This window comes from Actinomadura sp. J1-007 (genome assembly GCF_009793335.1).
Lineage (GTDB): Bacteria > Actinomycetota > Actinomycetes > Streptosporangiales > Streptosporangiaceae > Spirillospora > Spirillospora yumaensis.
The window spans coordinates 3,072,801-3,093,177 of sequence record NZ_WING01000001.1 but is presented as its reverse complement, the minus strand read 5'-3'; the positions used below and the strand labels follow the sequence as shown (position 1 = coordinate 3,093,177).

Below are 20,377 nucleotides of genomic sequence, written 5' to 3'. Positions count from 1 at the left end.
TCAGACGAGCGGGTGCAGCGAGAGGGTCTGGTCGCGGCCGGGGCCGACGCCGATCGCCGAGATGCGCGAGCCCGCCATCTCCTCCAGCGCCCGGACGTACGCCTGGGCGTTCTTCGGCAGGTCGTCGAACGTCTTGGCGCCCGTGATGTCCTCCTGCCAGCCGTCCAGGTACTCCAGGATCGGCTTGGCGTGGTGGAACTCGGTCTGCGTGGTCGGCAGCTCGTCGACCCGCCGCCCGTCCACGTCGTAGGCGACGCAGACCGGGACGCGCTCCAGGCCGGACAGGACGTCCAGCTTGGTGAGGAAGTAGTCGGTGACGCCGTTGACGCGCGTGGCGTAGCGGGCGATCACCGCGTCGAACCAGCCGCAGCGGCGGTCGCGTCCGGTGGTCACGCCGTACTCGCCGCCGGTCTTGCGCAGGTACTCGCCCCACTCGTCCAGCAGCTCGGTCGGGAACGGCCCGGACCCGACGCGCGTCGTGTACGCCTTCAGGATCCCGATCACCCGGTCGATCCGGGTGGGGCCGATGCCCGAGCCCGCGCACGCCCCGCCCGCCGTGGGGCTGGAGGAGGTGACGAACGGGTAGGTGCCGTGGTCGATGTCGAGCAGCGTGCCCTGCGCGCCCTCCAGCAGCACGACCTTGTCGTCCTCCAGGGCCTTGTTGAGGACGAGCGTCGTGTCGGCCACGTACGGCTTGAGGCGCTCGCCGTAGGCGAGGTACTCCTGCACGATCGGGCCGGTCTCGATCCGGCGGCGGTTGTAGACCTTGGTCAGGACCTGGTTCTTCTCGCGCAGCGACAGGTCGAGCTTCTGCGTGAGGATGTTGGGGTCGAACAGGTCCTGCACCCGGATGCCCATCCGGTTGATCTTGTCGGCGTAGGCCGGGCCGATGCCGCGCCCGGTGGTGCCGATCCGCGCCTTGCCGAGGTAGCGCTCGGTGACCTTGTCGAGGGCCACGTGCTGGGGCATGATCAGGTGCGCGTCCGCCGAGATCAGCAGCCGCTCGCAGGTGATCCCGCGCTCCTTCAGGCCGTCGATCTCGTGCAGCAGGACGGCCGGGTCGATGACCACCCCGTTGCCGATCACCGGCACCACGTCCGGGGACAGCACCCCGGACGGCAGCAGGTGCAGGGCGTAGCTCTTGTCCCCGATCACCACCGTGTGCCCGGCGTTGTTGCCACCCTGGTAGCGGACGACGTAGTCGACGTCCCCGCCGAGCAGGTCGGTGGCCTTGCCCTTGCCCTCATCTCCCCATTGGGCTCCGACAAGAACGATGGCCGGCATGCCACTTTCCCTTCCCACGACGAAGGCCCCTGATCGCAAGCGCGAAGGGGCCTCTTGCGATCAAATCGTACCCGCAGCCGCGAGCCGAAGAAACCGCGCGCCGTTCCCGGGGTGCCGCGAGGGACCCGGGGGGACGATGTGGTCAGGCGGTGGCGAGCGCGTCGGCCGCCGCGGCGCTGCTGTCGCGCAGGAACGCCCGGCAGCGCTCGGCCTCCCCGTCCTCCCCGATCGCCGCCGCGGCCCGTCCCAGGGCGTGCAGGGCCCGCAGGAAGCCCCTGTTGGCCTCGTGCTCCCACGGCACCGGGCCGTGGCCCTTCCAGCCCGCGCGGCGGAGCTGGTCGAGCCCGCGGTGGTAGCCGGTGCGCGCGTAGGCGTACGACTCGATGACCGAGCCGGCGGCGAACGCCCGGTCGGCCAGCGCGGCCCACGCGGCGGGGTGCTCCGGGTGGCGCGCGGCCACCTCGACGGGATCGACACCGCTCTCCAGCGCCTCGCGGGCGGGGGCGTTGTCCGGGAGTTCGGTCGGGGGCGGTCCGCCGAGCAGGTTCTGCGTCATGCCGGTCATGGTAAGTCGGGCCGGGCGGTGCCCATCAACCTGGGACCCGCTCAGCGCCCGCCCGCGCGGGGATCGGCGCCTGCACGGGGACCGGCGTCCACGCGGGGATCGGCAGCGGCAGCCGGAACCGCGCCGAGCCGCCCGAGCCGTCCGAACGGGACGCGGGCCACCCGCTGCGGATCGCGAGCACCGCCTCCCGGTTGGTCGGGATCACGTCGGCGTCGAACTCGGTGATGCCGCGCCGTTCGGCGAGCCGGGCCAGGTAGCCGACCATGCGGCTGCCGAGGCCGCGCCGCTGCCACGGGTCGCTGATCAGCACGGCGATCTCGGCCCGGTGCGGGCGGACCGCGTCCCGGCAGTACTCGGCGACGCCGACCGCCTCGCCGTCCAGCAGCGCGACCATCGCCTCCCGGTCCCAGTGGTCGAGCCGCCGCATCGCGGCCAGGTACGGCTCGGGCAGGCGCGGCGTCCCGGAGAAGAACCGCGAGTAGAGGCTGTTCCTGGAGAGCCGCTCGGACATCCGCCGCAGCCGGTCGTCGTCGCCGACGCCGTACGGACGGATCCGCACGTCGTCCAGCGCCGGCGCGCAGGAGCCAATGTGAGCCACGCCGCGCACATTGAGTTGTTTCATGAAACTCATTGCACCGCAGTGCGTTGCGTGAAGCAACCCTTTGGCCGCAAACCGCCACCGATCGGACGGACGGACGGAGAGGCCGGACGGCGGGCCCTGGGTGGGGCGCGGGTCAGGCGCCGGGGCCGGGGACGGGCTCGACCTCGTTCGGTTCGAGCCGGGCGCCGCAGGAGTCGCAGGCCAGCCGGTCGGTCATCGTGCCGCCGCAGCCCCGGTGCTTGATCACCATCGGCGGGCCGTCGGGGGCGTAGTGCCGGTCGCCCCACGCGAGCAGCGTCATCATCGCGGGCCAGAGCTCGACGCCCTTGCGGGTCAGCCGGTACTCGTACCGCTCGGGCCGCTCCTGGTAGGGGACGCGCCGCAGCACGCCCTCCTCGCACAACCGCGCCAGCCGGTCGGTCAGCACGTTGCGCGCGACGCCGAGCGCGTCCTGGAAGTCGTCGAAGCGGCGGACGCCCTCGAAGGCGGACCGGATCACCAGCATCGTCCACCGGTCGCCCACGACCTCCAGGGAACGGGCGATCGAGCAGTTCTGCGAGTCGTAGGTGCGGGGTAGCGCCACAGCACGAGACTACCCGAGTTGTGTCATACAACGCAGGACGGACGAAGACGGAGAAAGGGCCCGGGAACGTCCGTACGGAACGTCCCCGGGCCCCTGCCCGAACGAGCCTCGGCCGCGGCCCCGAGCCCGCGGGCGCGGCTACGCCGAGGCGGCTACTTCAGCTTCCGGCCGGCGGACTGGAGGTTCTCGCTGGCCTGGACGATGCGCGCGGCCATCGCGGCCTCCGCCGCCTTGCCCACGCGCGCGGGTCGTACTGCTTCTTGTTGCCGACCTCGCCGTCGACCTTCAGCACGCCCTCGTAGTTGCGGAGCATGTGGTCGGCGACCGGCCGGGTGAACGCGTACTGCGTGTCGGTGTCGATGTTCATCTTCACCACGCCGTACGACACCGCCTCGCGGATCTCCTCCAGCGTGGAGCCCGAACCGCCGTGGAAGACCAGGTCGAACGGCTTGTCCTTGCCGTACTCGGCGCCGACCGCGTCCTGGATGTCCTTGAGCACCTCGGGGCGCAGCTTCACCGAGCCCGGCTTGTAGACGCCGTGCACGTTGCCGAACGTCGCCGCCAGGATGTAGCGGCCCTTCTCCCCGACCCCGACGGCCTGGGCGGTGGCCAGGGCGTCGCCCGGGGTCGTGTAGAGCTTCTCGTTGATCTCGTTGGCGACGCCGTCCTCCTCGCCGCCGACGACGCCGATCTCCATCTCCATGATGATCCGGGCCTTGGCGCACTCGTCCAGCAGCCCGGCGGCGATCTCCAGGTTCTCATCCAGCGGCACGGCCGAGCCGTCCCACATGTGCGACTGGAACAGCGGCTCCTCGCCGCGCGCCACCCGCTCCTGCGAGATCTTGATGAGCGGCCGCATGAAGCCGTCCAGCTTGTCCTTCGGGCAGTGGTCGGTGTGCAGCGCGATGTTGACCGGGTACTTGGCGGCCACCACCCGGGCGTACTCCGCGAGGGCGGAGGCGCCGACGACCATGTCCTTGACCGTGGAGCCCGACAGGTACTCGGCCCCGCCGGTGGACACCTGCACGATGCCGTCGCTCTCCGCCTCCGCGAAGCCGCGCAGCGCCGCGTTCAGCGTCTGGCTGGACGTCACGTTGATCGCGGGGTAGGCGAAGCCCTCCCGCTTGGCACGGTCGAGCATCTCCGCGTAGACCTCGGGGGTCGCGATGGGCATTGTCAACGTCCTTTCGTACGCAGTGGTGCCGCCGGGCGTCCGGCCGGGCGGGTGTCCCGCACCGTCGCGTCCCAGGTCAGGCCATGGGCACGAGGCAAGGGCAGGGCATGCCGTCCACGGTCAGTATCTCGTGTGAGGGCGAACCCCCACACCCCCGGGGCTCCGCCCGAGGAACGGGTTCGCTCTCGTCTCGATGCTCGCTACCCCGCAAGGAAGCGCCACATCGCAAGTATCTCGAATTTTCGACTCCGGGCCAGCCGCGAACGCCCCGGGCGCGGCGGCTTTCGGGTCCTCCGGGACGGCCGCCTGCGGGACCTGGGAGGGGCGGGTAGGGAGGGGCGGGCGCGAAGCGCGGAAAAGCCGGTGGCCACGGTGCCGGAGGGGGCCCGCGTAGGAAGCTCATTGCTCGGTAACGAACCGTCCGGACAGGTACGCTCGCGGTGTGGATCTCACGCTCATTCCCCTTGACATCACCGAGTGGCTGCACCCCACCGCTTGGTTGCAGCTGTTCGGCACGTTCGCGACGATCGGCGTGCTCGCCATCATCTTCGCGGAGACCGGACTGCTGATCGGCTGCATCCTGCCCGGCGACTCGCTGCTGTTCACGGCGGGAATCCTGACGGCGGTCTCGACCGTCAACGGGCAGGAGTTCCAGTCCCTGTCACTGCCCTGGCTGCTGATCGGCGGGCCCGTCGCGGCGATCGCCGGCGCCCAGCTCGGGCACTGGCTCGGCGCCCGCTACGGCCGCAAGCTCTTCGAACGCCCGGATTCGAAGATCTTCCGGCAGGAGTGGGTCGACAAGGCCGAGTACTACTTCAACCGGTTCGGCCCGGCCCGCGCGGTCGTGCTGGCGCGGTTCATCCCGATCGTGCGGACGTTCCTCAACCCGCTCGCCGGGATGCTCGGCATGGACAGCCGCAAGTTCTTCGTCTGGAACGTCGTCGGCGGCGTGATCTGGACCGACGCCCTGTTCCTGCTGGGCCACTTCCTCGGCTCCGAGGTCCCCGACATCGAGAAGTACATCCTGCCGGGCGTCGCGGTGATCTTGATCCTGTCGGTCATCCCGATCATCCGGGAGGTCATGAAGGGCCGCAAGGAGCCGGGCGGCAAGCACGGCCGGGGCCGCCACAGCGCGCGCGGCCAGCACAACGGTCCGAAGAAGAATGGCTCTGAAGAGTCACGTCCGTCGCTCAGCGGTGACAGTTATCGCTAACCTCCCCATGTGGGACGTCATCGGTCGGACCCTCGTGGTCTCGCGCGCATACTGATCGCGGCCTTGGCCGTGATACTCGCCTTAGCGCTCCTCGTCGTGGGCGGGATGGCGCTCGTGAACGCGCTGACCGGTGACCACGACAAGGAACCCGGGCCGGCCGGCGCGGCGCCGTCGGACAGCACGGACACCGCCAGCGTGTCTCCGCGCCGTTCGACCCAGGCGGCGTCGGCGGCCATCCCCCTGCTCGTCCGCGTGGTCGGGCCCCCCACCAACGTCGTCGTCAAGGTGTCCGACACCGGCGAGATCGCCGCCCAGGGCGTCCTCCAGACCGGCGATACGCGGACGTTCCGCGAAGCACCGCTCAACCTCGTCGTCAACAACGGGTCCTCGGTGCAGGTCACCATCTACGGCAAGCTCCAGCGAGCCCGCGGCCCGGGGCGGGCCACGTGGTTCGTCGACCAGCGGTAGCCCCGGGCGGGAGCGGTCAGTCGACGCCGAGGTCGGAGACGTCGTACGGGTGCCGGTACTCCAGGCCCTCGGCGGCGATCCGGTCGGCGGCGCCCCGTTCGATGATCGTGGCCACCGCGACGACCTCCGCCCCGGCGGCGCGCAGCGCCTCGACGGCGGTGAGCACCGAACCCCCCGTGGTCGAGGTGTCCTCGACGGCGAGCACCCGGCGCCCGGCCACGTCCGGCCCCTCGATCCGGCGCTGGAGGCCGTGCGTCTTGTCGGACTTGCGCACCACGAACGCGTCCAGAGCCCGTCCCCGCGCGGCCGAGGCGTGCAGCATCGCCGCGGCGACCGGGTCGGCGCCGAGCGTGAGACCGCCCACCGCGTCGTACTCCAGGTCGGCCGTCGCGTCGAGCATCACCCGCCCGACCAGCGGCGCGACCGCGCCGTCCAGGGTCACCCGGCGCAGGTCCACGTACCAGGACGCGCGCCTGCCGGACGACAGCACGAAGTCGCCGTGCACCACGGCCTTTTCCTTGATCTCACGCAGCAGGTCATCACGATCGCTCACGGGGAGAACCCTATTCACCCCCGTCCGGTGCTCGCGTACCCCGTGTACGGTGGCCGCAGAGGAACGGGGCCTGGAGGTGGACGATTGACGCCCGGATCCCTCGTCCTGCTGCACGCCCCCCGCGCGTCCGCCGCGTCCTGGGGCGACCTCCCCGAGATGCTCCGCTCGTACGGGCTCGACGTGATCGCCCCGGACGTCCCCGACGGCGACGGCGCCCGCTACGTCGCCCGCGCCTCCCTGATCATCGCCGCGACCGCGCCCGCCACCCCGCTGGTCCTGGTCGCGCACGGCGAGGCGGGTCCGCTGCTGCCCGCCGTCGCGCTCGCGCAGCGCGCGGCGCACCGCAAGGTCGGCGGCTACGTCTTCGTGGACGCCGTGCTGCCCCGCGTCCGCCGCGAGCACGAGCACGACCATGACCACGAGCACGACGGCGCCGGCCCCGCCCCGGCACCCGTACCGCCCGACTGGCCCGAGGCTCCCTGCGGCTACCTGCGCACGCACGCGGACCGTACGGCCGCCGACCAAGGACCGAGCGCCGCGGGCCGCGAACAGGCCGTACGGCAGGCACGCCTCCGCGGCTGGCCGGTCATCGAACACGAGCCCCCCGCGGCGGCCGCCCAACTCCTCAGCGAACTGATCACCCTGCTCTGAGTCCGGGCGTCAGGGGACGGCGTCCGGCCTTCCGGGCCGAACGCGGGGCAGGGCGGGACGGGCAGGGTCAGGCGTTCTTGAGGAGGTCGTCGAGGAGGGCGTCGTAGTCGTCCTCGTCGCGGCCGAGATCGACTCGGGCGCGGTAGCGCAGGCGCAGGAGGGCCTCCAGGCTGTCCTCGGCGAGCGCCACGTCGTCCGGGCCGGGTGTCAGCGACTCCTCGTCCTCGGTGGCGGGCGCCTCGTCGGGGCCGCCGCCGATGCCGGTGCCGACCGCGCGGTCGCGCAGCGCGAGGACGACGTCGGCGCCCGAGGTGGCCCAGTCGTGCGCCCCGGCCGGGTCGCCCTGCGCGTAGAGCACCTCGGCGACGGTGCGGTACACCTCCGGGTCGCGGGGCTGGTCGGCGCGGATCTGCTCGACGAGCGCGCGGGCCTCGTCGGCGCGGCTCAGCTCGAACAGCGCGTCGGCGAGGTAGGCGCGCGGGTCCCCGTAGGTCTCGCCGCCGTCCTCCAGCGCTCGGCGGTACAGCTCGGCGGCCTTGGCGTGGTCGCCGGCGTGCTGCCACTGCTCACCCGCGCGCAACAGCACGTTGGCGCGCGACACCCCGCCGGACACGGACTCGGCCAGCTCCGAGAGCCGCAGTGCCGCCGAGATGTGATCGCCGGTGCGCAGGGTGTCGAACTCCAGGTCGTCGAGATCGTCTTCCGTCACATGCGTCACGCTTCAACGCTACCCGCCGCTCGACGGCCGAAGCGGGCGAATCGAGGATGATCGTGAATTACCTACGCGTTTACCCCCGGCGGGTACAGGTATCACCTGCGGGAACGTTCGAGCGCGTCCCAGAATCCGCGGCGCAGCGCGTGCCGCACCTCGTCGTGGAGCAGGAAGTCGATCGGGAGCGAGGAGCCCTGGAGGAGCCTGGCCTCCAGGTCGGACGGCATCCGCGGCTTGCGGGCGAGCACGGCCTCCAGCCAGAGGGCGGGGGCGTCGCGGGCGACGGACTCGCCGAAGTCCTGGCCCTCCTGGTGCGCGGCCTTCACGGCGTCCGCGAGGGTCGGCGCGTTCTGCTGGACGGGCAGCGGCGCGATCTGCTGCGGCCCGGTGTAGGGGCCGTGCGACTGGGGCGGCACGGACGGCGCGGGCGGGACCGGGCTCGGCGACGGCGCCGCGATCGGCGGGATGTACTGCGGGCCCGTGCTCTGCGGCGCGGGCGCGGTGGTCTGCGGCGAGGGCGGCGGAACGGACGTCGGAGCGGAGTGAATCGGCGCCGAACTCGACGGCAGACCCGACCCCATCGCCGATCCGGACCCCATCCCGGAGCCGGACCCCATGCCCGAGCCCATCCCAGACCCCATCCCGGACCCCGAGCCCATGCCCGAGCCGGAGTTCATGCCTGAGCTTGAGCCCATGCCCGAGCTTGAATTCATGCCCGAGCTTGAGCCCATGCCGGAGTTGGAGCCCATGCCTGAGCCTGAGCCCATGCCTGAGCTTGAGCCGGAGGTCGTGCTCGTTCCGGAGCCCGATCCGAGGCCGCCGGTTCCCGAGCCCGTGCCCGTGCCCAGGCCCAGGGCGGACGGGGAGATGGGGCCCGTGTTCGTTCCGGAGCCGTAGCTGGTGCCCGAGCCGAGGCCCGACGCCGAGCCGTAGCCGCCGGTGCCGCCGCCCGAGCCGATGCCGCCGGAACCCGCGCCGATCCCGGAGGACGGCGACGTGGCGGACGGCGGCTGGGAGGTGATCGGCGACGCGGGCGGCGGGCTGTTGTGCGAGGTGGCCTGCAACGATCCGATGGACGGGCCGGTGCCGTTGCCGTGCCCGTTCGACAGCGGGCCGGGGAGGGCGGACGGCCCGGTCGCGCTCTCCATTCCGGCGAGCAGGTTGACGTAGGGGCGCAGGTGGCCGGAGCCGATCTCGATGAGGTCGTCGCACTCCTGCCGGAGCACCCGCGAGATCGTCCAGTTGCCGTCGACGGCGACGTGCACGACGGTGACGCGGACGCCGAGGTCCTGGGCGTCGGCGACGACCTGCGCGAGGTCCTCGTCGCCGCTGACCACGACGGCGTCGGCGAGCGCGCCGTTGCGGGCGAGCGTCATCAGGTCGCGGTGGATCTCGGTGTCGACGCCCTCGCGGCGGCCCGGACGGATCCGGCCGAGCCGCAGCTTCAGGCCGGGCAGGTCGGCGAGCGCCTCGTGCTCGGGGGCGCGGCGGCCCTCGATGGTCGCCTCGTACCAGTAGCAGCGCAGCAGCGGCATCCCGGTGCGCTCGCGGGAGAGGTTGCCGAGCAGTTGCAGCAGGCCGCCGAAGTCCCACGAGACGGTGTCGCGATGGCGGGTGCCGTGCACCGCCATGGCCCCGTCGGCCAGCAGATAGCCGGCGTCTACGAACAGCGCGCAGCGATCCATGCGACACCGCCTTTCCTCAACACGGGACCTCACCACGTGCCCACCCCACGGTCAGGCTGTCGAAGGTGACCATCTTCGTGGCCTGCCCTTCCTGCTCTCGGGACGCGGGCCGGCGAATGACCCCGGGCCTCTATAGCGTAGTGAAGCCCGTTAGTCCCGTAGGCCAATACGGCGATTCGCCACTCTTTCATGACGATCGCGCATCCGCGACTCCCCGGCTCCGTCCCCGCGCCGATCGTCCCGGCGCGCGTTGACGGAACGCGTCCGTCCGGATCCTCATGCCTTCACTCTTTGAGGGATCAACGCGGCGGACGCTACCAGCCGTTCCGGTCCACCCCTAATGCTTCCTCATGATCTTTGCCGTACTTCACCCGCGCATGGGAGCGGTGACCGTGACGACGCCCGCGAGAAGCGCGTCCTGGCCCGTGACGAGGGAAAGTGTCCTCCCGCTGTCGAGCACGGTCATGAAGTGATCGACGTCCACCCCGAACGGCTGCCTGCGGCCGATCGCGCCGCTGGCCGAGCCGTCGGACACGTTGTCCGGCGACCGCCCGCCCGTCGCGGGCGCGAGCGCCCGGCCGTCGAGCAGCACCCGGTCGCCGGGCAGTCCGGCGTCGCCCTCCCAGGTCACCACGCCGATGCGGGCCGGACGCGCGGACGCGACGAGGCCGTTCACCGGCACGTCCAGGCGCGCGGCCGACGGAGCGCCGAGCGCCCGCACGCCGTCGAGCACCATCGCCTGCTGGTGCGGCGCGGCGGGGTCCCGGACGACCGTGACGAGGCTCCATCCCGCGTAGCGCGCGACGCCCTCGCGGGTGGGGACGTCGGCGGCCCACCACGTGCCCGCGCCGTGCCGCGCGACGAGGCCGGTCACGTCGGCGAACGCCTGGTACGCCGGGTCCCCGGGCAGCCGGTCGCGCCCGACGCGGGACGCGGTCAGCGTCCGGTACGTCCCGCCCGGCCCGCGCAGCCTGGCGGTGACGGGGCCGTCCGCGGGCGACACGCCGGACCAGTACAGCCCGGCCCACAGCACCTTCGCCCTCGCGGGCAACGCCAGGCGCGCCGCGCTCGAACTCCGCGTCGTCCTGTCGTGGTCGTCGTCGACCAGGCACATCCGCCAGAAGTCGTTGTCGCGGCGTCCGTCCTTGCGGCCGGGCGCGCCGCGGCACTCGGGCGAACGCTCGTCGCAGGACAGCAGCGCGTTGCCGGTCTCCACCGTGCGCACGTTCCCGTCCGCGGCGAACCGCGCGGGCAGTCCGGCGGATGCCACGCCCTCCGGGGCCTTGGCCGTCACGGCCGCGCCGCCGGCACGCAGCGTCACCTGCGGGGGCGTGTCGTACGGCGCTGTCGGCCCCACGTTGACGTGGAGGTACGCGGTCGTGGAGGCGGACGGTTTCATCGGCGCGTGCGTGCACCGCACGCGGTTGGCCCGTGTCGTTCCTTTACCCAGGTCAGCGGGGTCCGCGCCGTTCGGGTGACTCTTCGGGTCGGTGCCGCTTGCGGGGTTATCGGGGTTCGCGGTGTTACCGCCGTTCGCGGGGTTATCGGTGTTAGCGGAAGTTCCCGGCTTTGCGGATGTGGCGGGGTTTACAGGAGGTGCGTGCGTGCTGTTGCCTTGAGGATTTCCGTGGCTTTTCACGTTCTCGGGGTTGTCGGGCGACGCGTGGTCCTTTGGAATGGCGCGGTTCGCAGGATTGTCGCCGTTTCCATGGGTGTCGGGGGAGCCGTGGCGGGGATCGCCGTCGTAGGGGCGTTTGGGATGGCGCGGGGATTTGCCATGCGTTCCCGGGCCGGGCTTTTTCGCAGGTGAAGCGCCCGACGCGTCGTACGGGTCGTTGCCGTGGGGAGGGGGCGCGGGCGCGCGGACGGCGGTCGGACGGCACGTCCAGCCGTCGCCGGGGGCGTGGTCGGGAGTGAACAGCGCCGCGTTGCGTCCGGTCGGCGCGCCCGCGTAGGTGACGTCGGGCGGGAGGTCGATATCGGCCACGACGTCGTCGGACCGTCCGGCGCCGCCGTTACGGACGGCCATCGCGACGATGCCGGGCTGGTTGCGCAGCAACGTCCCGACGGGACCGATGCGGGCCGTCATGCGCGCGGGCGTGGCGGGCGGCGGGGGAACGGGTGCCGGAGGCTTGGCTTTGGGCTCGTTCGGCGTGGGTTTCTGGGGTTGGGACTTCGGCACGGGCTTCGGTGCGGGCTTCGGCGCGGGTGCCGGTGGCGGTGCCGCAGGCGGCGCGGGAGCCGCCGGGGGATTCGGTGCCGGCCTCGCGGGCTCAGCCGGCGCGCGTGCGATCGGTGACCTGCCGACCGGTTTGATCGGTTCCTCGCCGGAGACCAGGACGAGCCCGAGCACCGCGAGGGCCGCAGCGGCCACGGTCGCGCCCGCGAGCCCCTGCTGCTGCCGCTTCGGGAGGCGCCGGAACCAGCCGAGGATGCCTCCGGCTCCAGTGCCGCCCTGGCCCGCGGCGACCGCGGCCAGGTAGGCGGTGGCGGCGGAGCCGAGGACCGCGGGGCCGAGGACCTCGCGGAGCGTGGAGTTGACGTCGGCGAGCTCGGTGTAGATGCCCTTGCAGCGCGAGCAGCCGTCCAGATGCGCCTCGACCGCGCGCGCGTCGCGCTTGGCGAGACCTCCGCGCACGTACGAGCCGAGCTTGTCGAGGGCCGGACGGCAGCGTTCGTCGACGGCGGCGACGGTCGCGCCCGCGGCGGTTCCGGTGCCGGGAGGTTCTGACAGGTGCATCTGGAGGTACGCCTGGCGCAGCCCTTCGCGGGCCCGGTAGGCGAGGGCCGCGGTGCCGTTGGCGGTGAGGCCGAGCAGCGGCGCGACGTCGGCGGGCTTGGCCCCCTCGATCTCGGTGTGCCACAGCACGGCCTGCCAGCGTTCGGGCAGCGACCGGAACGCGCGGACGATCATCGACCGCTCCAGCCCCTCCACCGCCGGGTCCTCGAACGGCGCGCCCGCGTCGTACAGCTCGATCTGGTCGGTGCTCCGCACCCGCTTCTCCGCGCGGTAACGGTCGTAGACCGTCCGGCGGACGGAGGTGAGCAGGTACGGGCGGAACCCCGAGTCGGGCCCGCCGCCCCGCCGCAGCACGTCGAGGATCTTGGCGAAGGTCTCCTGCACGGCGTCCTCGGCGGCGTCGCCCTCGACCAGGTGCCGGGCGAGGCCGCGCGCCGCGCCGAGGTGCCGCTCGTAGAGCGCGCCGTACGCGGACACGTCGCCGTCGCGGATCCGCGAGATGAGCACCGCGTCGCTGGTCTCGGGCGGAGCCAGGTGGGACGCGGTCTCGTTCACGGGGCCTCCTCGCCTCGGGCTTGCCGGTGTCATGCCGAACGCCGCTCGACATTGCCAACTCATTGTGACGCCTTGACCACCGAATGTCGCGGCAGATGGTTCGGCGAATCGCGTCATGACCGGACCGCTCGTCCGTTGGAGGGCCGCAGAACGCACTCCGGGCCGGTCCCGCGGGTGCCCGAACCGACGGATGAGCAGGGGGCGGAGGCGCGATGGCGTACCTCTGGAGCGGCGGACGCGCGGGAAGCGGTTCCCGTCGGAGCACGGAGGAGTTGCGGGAACGGTGGCGCTCTCGCAGCGTCACGTCCTGCTGGAACCTGCCGGGCGACTGGTGGGCCCCGGCGGTGGAGGCCGTGGTCGAGGCGGTGTGCGACGGCCGCGGGATGGCCCGCGCCTGCGCGCGGCTCGGGCAGGCGCGCGGGCGCGCGGGAGTGGGCATCGGCGAGGCGCTGGACGACCTCGGCGCGCTGTTCTCCGTGCTGGACTGGCCGGACCCGCCGTTGCCGCTCGTCCGGTGCACGGCGCAGGGGTGGGTCGACGCGGGCATGATGGCGCTCGCCGCCGAGAACTGCGAAGACCCGCTCACGGGCCTGACGACCGTCGCGTACCTGCGAGGCCGCCTGGCGGAGCTCTACCGCGCCATCCGGATATCGCCGCCACCCGCGCCGCTTCCGCCGGACGCGCCGCTTCGGCCGCGCCCGCCAACGGACGCGGATGCCGTGCTCAGCGGGCACTGCCTGGTGATGGTGGATCTGTCGGACGGGTCGGAGCCGTGGCGGCGGCTCGCGAGGTCGGTCGTGGTGGCACAGGACCTGCGGGCGGTCTTTCCGGACGGGGAGACGCTCACGATGGTTGGGACCGGCAGGGCCGCGGCGCTCGTTCCCCTGGAACCGGACCTGGAGCAGCGGGTCGAGCGCCTGCGCAACCTACTCGCGTTGACGCTCGCGTCCGAACGGTCGTTCCTCGACAGCGTCCATCCGCCGGGACGGTCGCCGGACGACGGCAGGCCGGGAGGCGAGTCGTTCCTCGTCTGGATCGAACGGCTTCCCGCGTCCCTGCCCCGGGCCCTGGACCTGCTGGAGGCGCTGGCGCGTTAAGCGCGTTAGACGCGTTAGACGCGATGGGCACAGCGTCGATGGCCTGCCCGGGGCGCGTCGGGGGTGCGCCCGCTCCGGCGAGGGGCGGAGCGGGCGCACCACCGCGCCGGTTCGCGGCGCGCCGCCGTTCCCTGGCCGTCGGGGGCCGGGGCGGCGGCGCGCCGGGAGTCAGCAGACGGTGGCGCGGCCCATCTCGGTGAGGGACGTCGGCGTGCCGGGCGTCTGCCAGCGGACGCGGCAGTCGCGGTCCCACAGCTCGACGGTGGCGATGGCGTTGTCGAACCACGGGCCCTCGGTCATGCGCCAGCGCAGCGGCGGCGGGGCGACCTTGGACAGCTTGGCCAGCAGGCGGAACGGCGCGCCGGTCGCCCTCGCGGTGGCGACCCTGTTGGCCAGGCGGAACCTCCCGACGAGCGGGTTGCGCAGCGGCGAGCACACGACCTGCGAGACGGTCGAGGTGGTGCTCGGCTCGGTGACCCTGGCCAGGTACGAGTAGTGGATGTCACCCGACAGAAACGTGACGCTGGCGGGGGCGGGACCCCGTTCTCCCCGCGCGACCGCGACGACGTCGGCGGCCACCTCGCGGAACGAGGCGTCGAACGCCGCCCAGTGTTCGAGGTCGGCGGCCTGGCGGATGCTCTCCCCGAGCCGCGCGCTCCGCTTGCCCCACGCGCCCTCGGCCATCGCCTCGTTCCACGACTCGGCGTGGTGGATCGCCCTCGGCAGCAGGTATGGCAGGGAGCTGGCGATGAGCAGGTGGTCCATGCCGCCCTGGCACTGCCCGTCCAGCCACTGGAACTCCTCGTCGTCCAGCATCCCGCGCCGGTCGGCCGTCAGCAGCCGGGAGCAGCGGCTGTCGACCACGATGAGCCGGGTGCCGCCCCAGTCGTGCGCGTAGCTCCAGCGGGTGCTGGCGGGCTCCTTGTCGGCCCGTTCGGCGAACTCGTCCAGGACCTTGGCGCCGTCGCCGCTCTCCTCGGACGCCTCGCGCACCGCCGCGTACACCGGGTCGGCCGCGCGGTCGGCCGGGGACATGTTGCCGAGGTGCTGGTAGATCCAGTACGAGCCGATGCCGCCGGTGATGCGGGCCCGCCACCAGGGCTGCGACCACATCTGCCGCCGCCAGGTGTAGGAGGTGTTCCAGTCGTCGCGGATGTCGTGGTCGTCGAAGATGGTGAACGTGGGGACGGTCGACAGCAGCCACCGCACCGCGGGGTCCTCGCGCCAGGCCAGCTCGTAGAGGCGGGTGTACTCCTCGTAGTCGGCGACCTCGTCCGCCGGCGGCTCGTCCGGGTCGCGGCGGCCCCGGATGAACGCCCGCATCTCCTCGCTCAGCTCGTCGGCGTACACCTGGTCGCCGACCATGAGCAGGACGTCCGGCCACTCGAAGGCGTCCTCGGGCGGGTCGCCCCGGTCAGCGGGCGCGCCGCCCGGCGCGCGGTCGCCGGTCCCGGCGAGGCTGTGCGCGAACGCGGCGAGGGCGTCGTGGCCGTGCCGGTTCGCCTTGTCCGGCGAGCGCCGGCACGATCCGAACGACACGCGCAGCGGCCCGTCGCCGCCGAGCGTCCGGATCCGGCTCGGCGGGAACCGCGTGCCGTCCTCGGGCCAGGCCCGTTCCCCGTCGAGCGCGACCTCGTAGGGGACGCGCGCGCCCGCCTCCAGGCCGTCGATCTCGACGATCGCGTAGTGGTGGCCGTGCACGGTGAACGTCCGGGAGGCGGCGTCGCCGATGCCGTCACCGGTGACGCGGACCTCGCAGGGGCGGTCGGTCTCCACCCAGATCGTCGCGGTGTGCGCGCTCACGTGCCGGAGATGGGGCCCGAGTACCAAAGCGGTCATACCACGCTTCTCTAGCGGACGCGGGGTGGCCGCGTCCATCGCTTCGGCGGTTCGGGCCCCGTACGGGCACGTCGCCGGCACGTGCTTGTGGCGGCCTCGCGCCTTGCCGCGGGGCGGCGAATAACCCGGTGCGGCGGCGCGCGCGGCGGCGTACAACTGGGCGCATGGACGAGCAGAGGCTTCCCGGCGGCAGGCACGTGGGCGCCGTGCGCGTCGGCGACACCGTGCACCGCGGAGCGAACCACTGGACGCCCGCCGTCCACGGCGTGCTGCGCCATCTGGAGTCGATCGGGTTCGAGGGCGCGCCGAGGGTGCTGGGCTTCGACGAGCAGGGCCGCGAGGTCCTCACCTGGCTGGACGGCGAGACGATCGGCGAACGTCTGCCATGGCCCGCCTGGGCGCACTCCGATCTCGCGCTGGAACAGGTGGGCGCGTGGCTGCGCCGGCTGCACGACGCGACCGCGGACTACGTCCCGGAGGAGGGCGCGACGTGGTTCACCGGGCGCCCGTGGCAGCCGGGCCTGGTCATCGGCCACCACGACGCGTCCCCCAACAACGCCGTGTGGGGCGCGGACGGCCTCGTCGGGTTCGTCGACTGGGACACCGCGTCGCCGTCGTCGCGGGAGATGGACCTGGCGTACTCGGCGCTGACCTGGGTGCCGCTGCACGCCCGCCGGGTGGTCGAGGCGCAGGGGTTCACGGCGTTCGACGACCGTGCGCGGAGGCTGCGGCTGCTGCTCGACGCGTACGGCTACGAGGGTGACCGCTCGGCGTTCGGCGGGACCGTGGTGGAACGGGCCCGGATCAACGCCCGCGCGATCCACGGCATGAAGGGCACGCCGTACTACGAGACGCTGCTGCCGTTCGCCGCCGACCTCGAACAGGCCGCCGCCGAGATCGAAGCCCTCCCGCCATCCTTCTGGGCCTGACCGGCGTCCGGGCCCGCCGCCTGACCGGCGTCCGGACCCGCCGCCGTTCCGGGAAATTACACGATTACAATGCAAACCCCCCATTCCCGGAACGCCCTGCGAGGTCGGCATGCCGCCCAACCCTCCGTCCCCCGAACCCGGACCTCCCCCGGCACCCCCGGCCGACGCGCCGGGTGAGGCGGGTTACCGCGTCACGACGCTGGAGCTCTTCTTCGACCTGGTGTTCGTGTTCGCGGTCACCCAGCTCACCGGGGTCCTGGTCCACGAGCTGAACCCGCTCGGCCTCTTCCAGGTCGTGCTGATGTTCGGCGTGCTGTGGTGGATGTACGCCGGGTACGCCTGGCTGACCAACATGACCGCGCCGACGACGGCGCTGCGGCGGCTGCTCGTGCTGGCGGGCATGGGCGGGTTCTTCATGGTCGCGCTCGCGACGCCGACCGCGTTCAAGGACGGCGGGGTGGTGTGGGGCCTCGGCTACCTGGTGCTCGTCCTCGCGCACGTCACGCTGTACGCGCAGGGCAACCGGATGATCCTGCGGGTGCTGCCCGCCAACCTGCTGGCCGCCGCGCTGATCGTCGTCGCGGGCCTGCTGGACGGCCCGGCGGTCTACGTCCTGTGGACGCTCGCGCTGATCGTCCCGATCGCGCAGCCGTTCATCGTCCCGCCGGGCGGGCGGTTCGCGATCCAGCCCGCGCACATCGTCGAACGGCACGGGCTGCTCGTCATCATCACGCTCGGCGAGTCGGTCATCGCGATCGGCGTCGGCGTCGAGGGCCTGGCCCTGGACGCCGGGCTGATCGTCGCGGTCCTGCTCGGCCTCGCGCTCGCCGCCGCGATCTGGTGGACGTACTTCGTCGGTGACGACGAGCGCGCCGAAAAGGCCCTGACCGAGGCGGACGACGCGCGGCGCGCCCAGATGACGATGTTCGGCTACTTCTACGCGCACATCCCGATCGTCGTCGGCGTGATCGTCGCCGCGGCCGGGATGAAGAAGGCGCTCGGCCACGCCTGGGAGCACCTGGACGCCGCGCCCGCGCTCGCGCTCGCCGGCGGCGTCGCGATCTACCTCGCCGGCGACGCCGCGTTCCGGCGGGTCCTCGGCACCGGGCCGTCCCGGATCCGGCTGGCCGCCGCCGCGGTCGCGGTCGCCGCGTTCCCGGTCGGCCTGTGGGGCTCCGCCGCCGAGCTCGCCGCGCTCGTCGCCGTCGTCGCGGCGGCCCTCGCCGCCGAGCACCGCGCCGGACGGGCCGTCCCGCGCGGGCTCGGGGGGCTCCGGGGCGCGGGCCGCGAGCGCGACCTGGGACAATCGTCGGCGTGATTGAGCGCTACACCCTTCCCGAGATGGGACGCGTCTGGAGCGACGCGCACAAGTACGAGCTGTGGTGCCAGGTGGAGACCCTCGTGGTCGAGGCCCACGCCGAGGCCGGCACGATCCCGCCGGAGGTGGTGGAGCCGATCCGCAAGGCCCCGCCGCCCACCCCCGAGGCGGTGCACGAGATCGAGGCGGTCACCCAGCACGACGTGATCGCGTTCCTCTCGGCGTGGGCCGACAACACCGAGCCGCGCGAGGCCGCCCGCTACGTGCACTTCGGGATGACCTCGTCCGACCTGCTCGACACCGCGCTCGCGCTCCAGCTCGTCGAGGCCACCGACATCCTGCTCGCCAAGGCCGACACGCTGGTCGCGACGCTCCGCGACCACGCGCTGGAGCACCGCGCGACGCTGCGCGTCGGCCGCACCCACGGCATCCACGGCGAGCCCGACGTGTGGGGGCACCGCGTCGCCGACTTCGCGTTCGCCATGGCCCGCTCCCGCGACCGGCTCCGCCGCGCGCGCGAGGGCGTCGGCGTGATGGCGATCTCCGGCGCGGTCGGGACGTACTCCAACATCGACCCGGAGATCGAACGGCACGTCGCGCGCGAGCTGGACCTCAAGGGCGCCGACGTCTCCACGCAGGTCGTGATCCGCGACGGCATCAGCGAGTGGGTCTCCGCGCTCGCGATCGCGGCGACGGTCTGCGAGGCGATCGCGCTGGAGGTGCGGCACGGGCAGCGCACCGAGGTGCGCGAGCTGTGGGAGCCGTTCGGCAAGGGCCAGAAGGGCTCGTCCGCGATGCCCCACAAGAAGAACCCGATCATCTCCGAACGGCTCGCCGGGATGGCGCGGATCGTCCGCGCGCAGATCGTCCCGGTGATGGAGGGCATCCCGCTCTGGCACGAGCGCGACATCTCGCACTCCTCCACCGAACGGATCGCGCTGCCCGACGCGGCGATCGCGCTCGACTACATGCTGAACCTCACCAACCGCCTGATGTCGGGCCTGGTGGTGGACGCCGAGCGGATGCGCGCCAACCTCGACTCGACCGGCGGCCTGATCTACACCTCCACCGTGCTGCTGGAACTGGTCGAGGCCGGGATGTCCCGCGACGACGAGGCGTACCCGCTGGTCCAGAAGGCCGCGATGGAGACGTGGGAGACCGGCGTCCCGTTCCGCGAGACGCTGCGCGTGCGGGCCGTCGAGGCCGGGCTCGCGCTGGACGAGGCGCGGCTCGACGAGGTCTGCCGTCCCGAACGGTTCGTCCAGCGGCTGGACGGCATGTTCGACCGCCTGTCCGCGCTCACCTGACCGGAGCGCCACGCCCGGCCCGCCCGGCGCGGCGCCCGACCCGCTCGCACCTGAGACTCGTTCCCCCAGACGACCCCACGAACGGCAGGAGGGCCCCGGTGGCGACGCTGACCGAGCTGAACGTCTACCCGCTCAAGAGCGGCGGCGGCATCCCGCTGCGCACCGCCGAGCTGACCCCGCGGGGCCTGCGGTACGACCGGGAGTTCATGCTGTGCACGCCCGAGGGCCGGTTCCTCTCGCAGCGCGACCACGCGCCGATGGCCCGGCTGCGGGTCGCCTACGACGGCGAGGTCCTCACCGTCGGCTACCCGGGCGCCGACACGCTCGTCCACAAGGCTGTGGACGACGGCCCGGTGCGGGAGGTGACCGTCCACAGGTCCGAGTGCCAGGGGACGGACCAGGGCGACGAGGCGGCGCGCTGGTTCTCGGAGCGGTTCGACGTCGAGTGCCGCCTCGTCCGCTTCACCGGCCGCCGGCCGACGTCGCGGGGCGGCGGTGAGGTCGCGTTCGCCGACGGCTACCCGCTGCTGGTGATCTCCGCCGAGTCCCTCGCCGACCTGAACGGGCGGCTGGACGAGCCGCTGCCGATGGACCGGTTCCGCCCGAGCCTCGTCGTCGAGGGGCTCGGCGCGTACGGCGAGGACGAGGTCCGGCTGCTGCGCGTCGGCGGCACGGTGGTCGAGCTGGTCAAGTCCTGCGCCCGCTGCGTGATCACCACGACCGACCAGGCGACGGGCGAGCGCGGCCGGGAGCCGCTGCGGACCCTCGCCCGCTACCGCACCATCGACCGGGGCATCCGCTTCGGCCGCAACGGCGTCCCGCGCGAGCCCGGCATCCTCACCGTCGGCGACCCCGTCGAGGTCCTGGAGACCGTCCCCACCCGCCCGACCGAAGACCCGCCACCCCACTAGACCGCCCCCGCCCCGCAGTCGGGCCGCCGTCGCCGGGCTGCCGTCGCCGGGCCGCCGCCGGGCCGGTGACCGGTGCGTCGCCGGGTCGCCGTCGTCGGGCCATCGCCGCCTCGCCGCCGGGCCGCCGTCGCCGTCTCGCCGCCGGGCCGCGGTCGCCGAGCCGCCGGGCCGTCGCCGGGTCGCCGTCGCCGC

17 protein-coding genes and 1 pseudogene are annotated in these 20,377 nt (G+C 72.9%); 8 read left to right on the top strand and 10 right to left on the bottom strand.

Annotated elements, in window-relative coordinates; genetic code table 11:
- The 5 genes and pseudogenes from GEV43_RS13980 to fbaA form a co-directional block, all read right to left on the bottom strand.
- Positions 1-1,284 (bottom strand): adenylosuccinate synthase, encoded by a 1,284-nt coding sequence (locus tag GEV43_RS13980; RefSeq protein ID WP_160821069.1) that lies wholly within the window; start codon positions 1,282-1,284, stop codon positions 1-3.
- Positions 1,285-1,426: 142 nt separating this feature from the next.
- Positions 1,427-1,849: a DUF3151 domain-containing protein gene (locus GEV43_RS13975; RefSeq protein ID WP_160821068.1), complete on the bottom strand. Its 423-nt coding sequence runs from the start codon at positions 1,847-1,849 to the stop codon at positions 1,427-1,429.
- Between the two features lie 25 nt (positions 1,850-1,874).
- Positions 1,875-2,447, bottom strand: coding sequence for a GNAT family N-acetyltransferase (locus tag GEV43_RS13970; RefSeq protein ID WP_309239627.1), 573 nt, complete (start codon positions 2,445-2,447; stop codon positions 1,875-1,877).
- Positions 2,448-2,583: 136 nt separating this feature from the next.
- The gene (locus GEV43_RS13965; RefSeq protein ID WP_160821066.1) at positions 2,584-3,033 is read right to left on the bottom strand and encodes a helix-turn-helix domain-containing protein; all 450 of its coding nucleotides are present in this window, start codon (positions 3,031-3,033) and stop codon (positions 2,584-2,586) included.
- Between the two features lie 152 nt (positions 3,034-3,185).
- A pseudogene (fbaA, locus tag GEV43_RS13960) lies at positions 3,186-4,207 on the bottom strand (class II fructose-bisphosphate aldolase).
- 442 nt (positions 4,208-4,649) lie between these two features.
- On the opposite strand from fbaA, the gene GEV43_RS13955 reads away from it, so the two are divergent.
- The gene (locus GEV43_RS13955) at positions 4,650-5,420 is read left to right on the top strand and encodes a DedA family protein (protein ID WP_160821065.1); all 771 of its coding nucleotides are present in this window, start codon (positions 4,650-4,652) and stop codon (positions 5,418-5,420) included.
- A 105-nt stretch (positions 5,421-5,525) separates the two neighbouring features.
- Entirely contained in the window at positions 5,526-5,888 is a 363-nt protein-coding gene (locus GEV43_RS13950) for a RodZ domain-containing protein (protein WP_241682892.1), read from the top strand.
- A 16-nt stretch (positions 5,889-5,904) separates the two neighbouring features.
- Here GEV43_RS13950 and pyrE read toward each other — a convergent pair whose 3' ends face one another.
- Positions 5,905-6,441: an orotate phosphoribosyltransferase gene (pyrE, locus tag GEV43_RS13945; RefSeq protein ID WP_160821063.1), complete on the bottom strand. Its 537-nt coding sequence runs from the start codon at positions 6,439-6,441 to the stop codon at positions 5,905-5,907.
- An 84-nt stretch (positions 6,442-6,525) separates the two neighbouring features.
- On the opposite strand from pyrE, the gene GEV43_RS13940 reads away from it, so the two are divergent.
- A complete protein-coding gene (locus tag GEV43_RS13940) occupies positions 6,526-7,092 on the top strand; it encodes a hypothetical protein (protein ID WP_160821062.1) in 567 nt (188 codons plus the stop codon).
- Positions 7,093-7,159: 67 nt separating this feature from the next.
- On the opposite strand, the gene GEV43_RS13935 is transcribed toward GEV43_RS13940, so the two are convergent.
- The 3 genes from GEV43_RS13935 to GEV43_RS53785 all read right to left on the bottom strand — a co-directional run bounded on the left by GEV43_RS13935 (position 7,160) and on the right by GEV43_RS53785 (position 12,784).
- Positions 7,160-7,810, bottom strand: coding sequence for a tetratricopeptide repeat protein (locus GEV43_RS13935; RefSeq protein WP_309239626.1), 651 nt, complete (start codon positions 7,808-7,810; stop codon positions 7,160-7,162).
- Positions 7,811-7,902: 92 nt separating this feature from the next.
- Positions 7,903-9,489 carry an NYN domain-containing protein gene (locus tag GEV43_RS13930; protein ID WP_160821061.1) on the bottom strand — a complete coding sequence of 529 codons (1,587 nt, stop codon included), beginning with the start codon at positions 9,487-9,489 and terminating at the stop codon, positions 7,903-7,905.
- A 367-nt stretch (positions 9,490-9,856) separates the two neighbouring features.
- Positions 9,857-12,784: a sigma-70 family RNA polymerase sigma factor gene (locus GEV43_RS53785; RefSeq protein WP_160821060.1), complete on the bottom strand. Its 2,928-nt coding sequence runs from the start codon at positions 12,782-12,784 to the stop codon at positions 9,857-9,859.
- A 212-nt stretch (positions 12,785-12,996) separates the two neighbouring features.
- Between GEV43_RS53785 and GEV43_RS13920 the strand changes: the two genes are divergently transcribed.
- On the top strand, positions 12,997-13,881 hold the full coding sequence (locus GEV43_RS13920) for a hypothetical protein (protein WP_160821059.1): 885 nt from the start codon (positions 12,997-12,999) through the stop codon (positions 13,879-13,881).
- A gap of 168 nt (positions 13,882-14,049) precedes the next feature.
- Here the strand turns inward: GEV43_RS13920 and GEV43_RS13915 are convergent, their stop codons facing one another.
- Entirely contained in the window at positions 14,050-15,720 is a 1,671-nt protein-coding gene (locus GEV43_RS13915; RefSeq protein WP_160821058.1) for an alkaline phosphatase D family protein, read from the bottom strand.
- Between the two features lie 164 nt (positions 15,721-15,884).
- On the opposite strand from GEV43_RS13915, the gene GEV43_RS13910 reads away from it, so the two are divergent.
- From GEV43_RS13910 to GEV43_RS13895, 4 genes are all read left to right on the top strand, one after another.
- A complete protein-coding gene (locus GEV43_RS13910; protein ID WP_160821057.1) occupies positions 15,885-16,649 on the top strand; it encodes a phosphotransferase in 765 nt (254 codons plus the stop codon).
- Between the two features lie 109 nt (positions 16,650-16,758).
- On the top strand, positions 16,759-17,967 hold the full coding sequence (locus GEV43_RS13905) for a low temperature requirement protein A (protein ID WP_160821056.1): 1,209 nt from the start codon (positions 16,759-16,761) through the stop codon (positions 17,965-17,967).
- The gene (gene purB / locus GEV43_RS13900; RefSeq protein WP_160821055.1) at positions 17,964-19,274 is read left to right on the top strand and encodes an adenylosuccinate lyase; all 1,311 of its coding nucleotides are present in this window, start codon (positions 17,964-17,966) and stop codon (positions 19,272-19,274) included. Before GEV43_RS13905 ends, purB begins: the two co-directional genes overlap by 4 nt.
- Before the next feature lie 98 nt (positions 19,275-19,372).
- Positions 19,373-20,185 (top strand): MOSC N-terminal beta barrel domain-containing protein, encoded by an 813-nt coding sequence (locus GEV43_RS13895; protein WP_160821054.1) that lies wholly within the window; start codon positions 19,373-19,375, stop codon positions 20,183-20,185.
- The last annotated feature ends 192 nt before the right edge of the window (positions 20,186-20,377 follow it).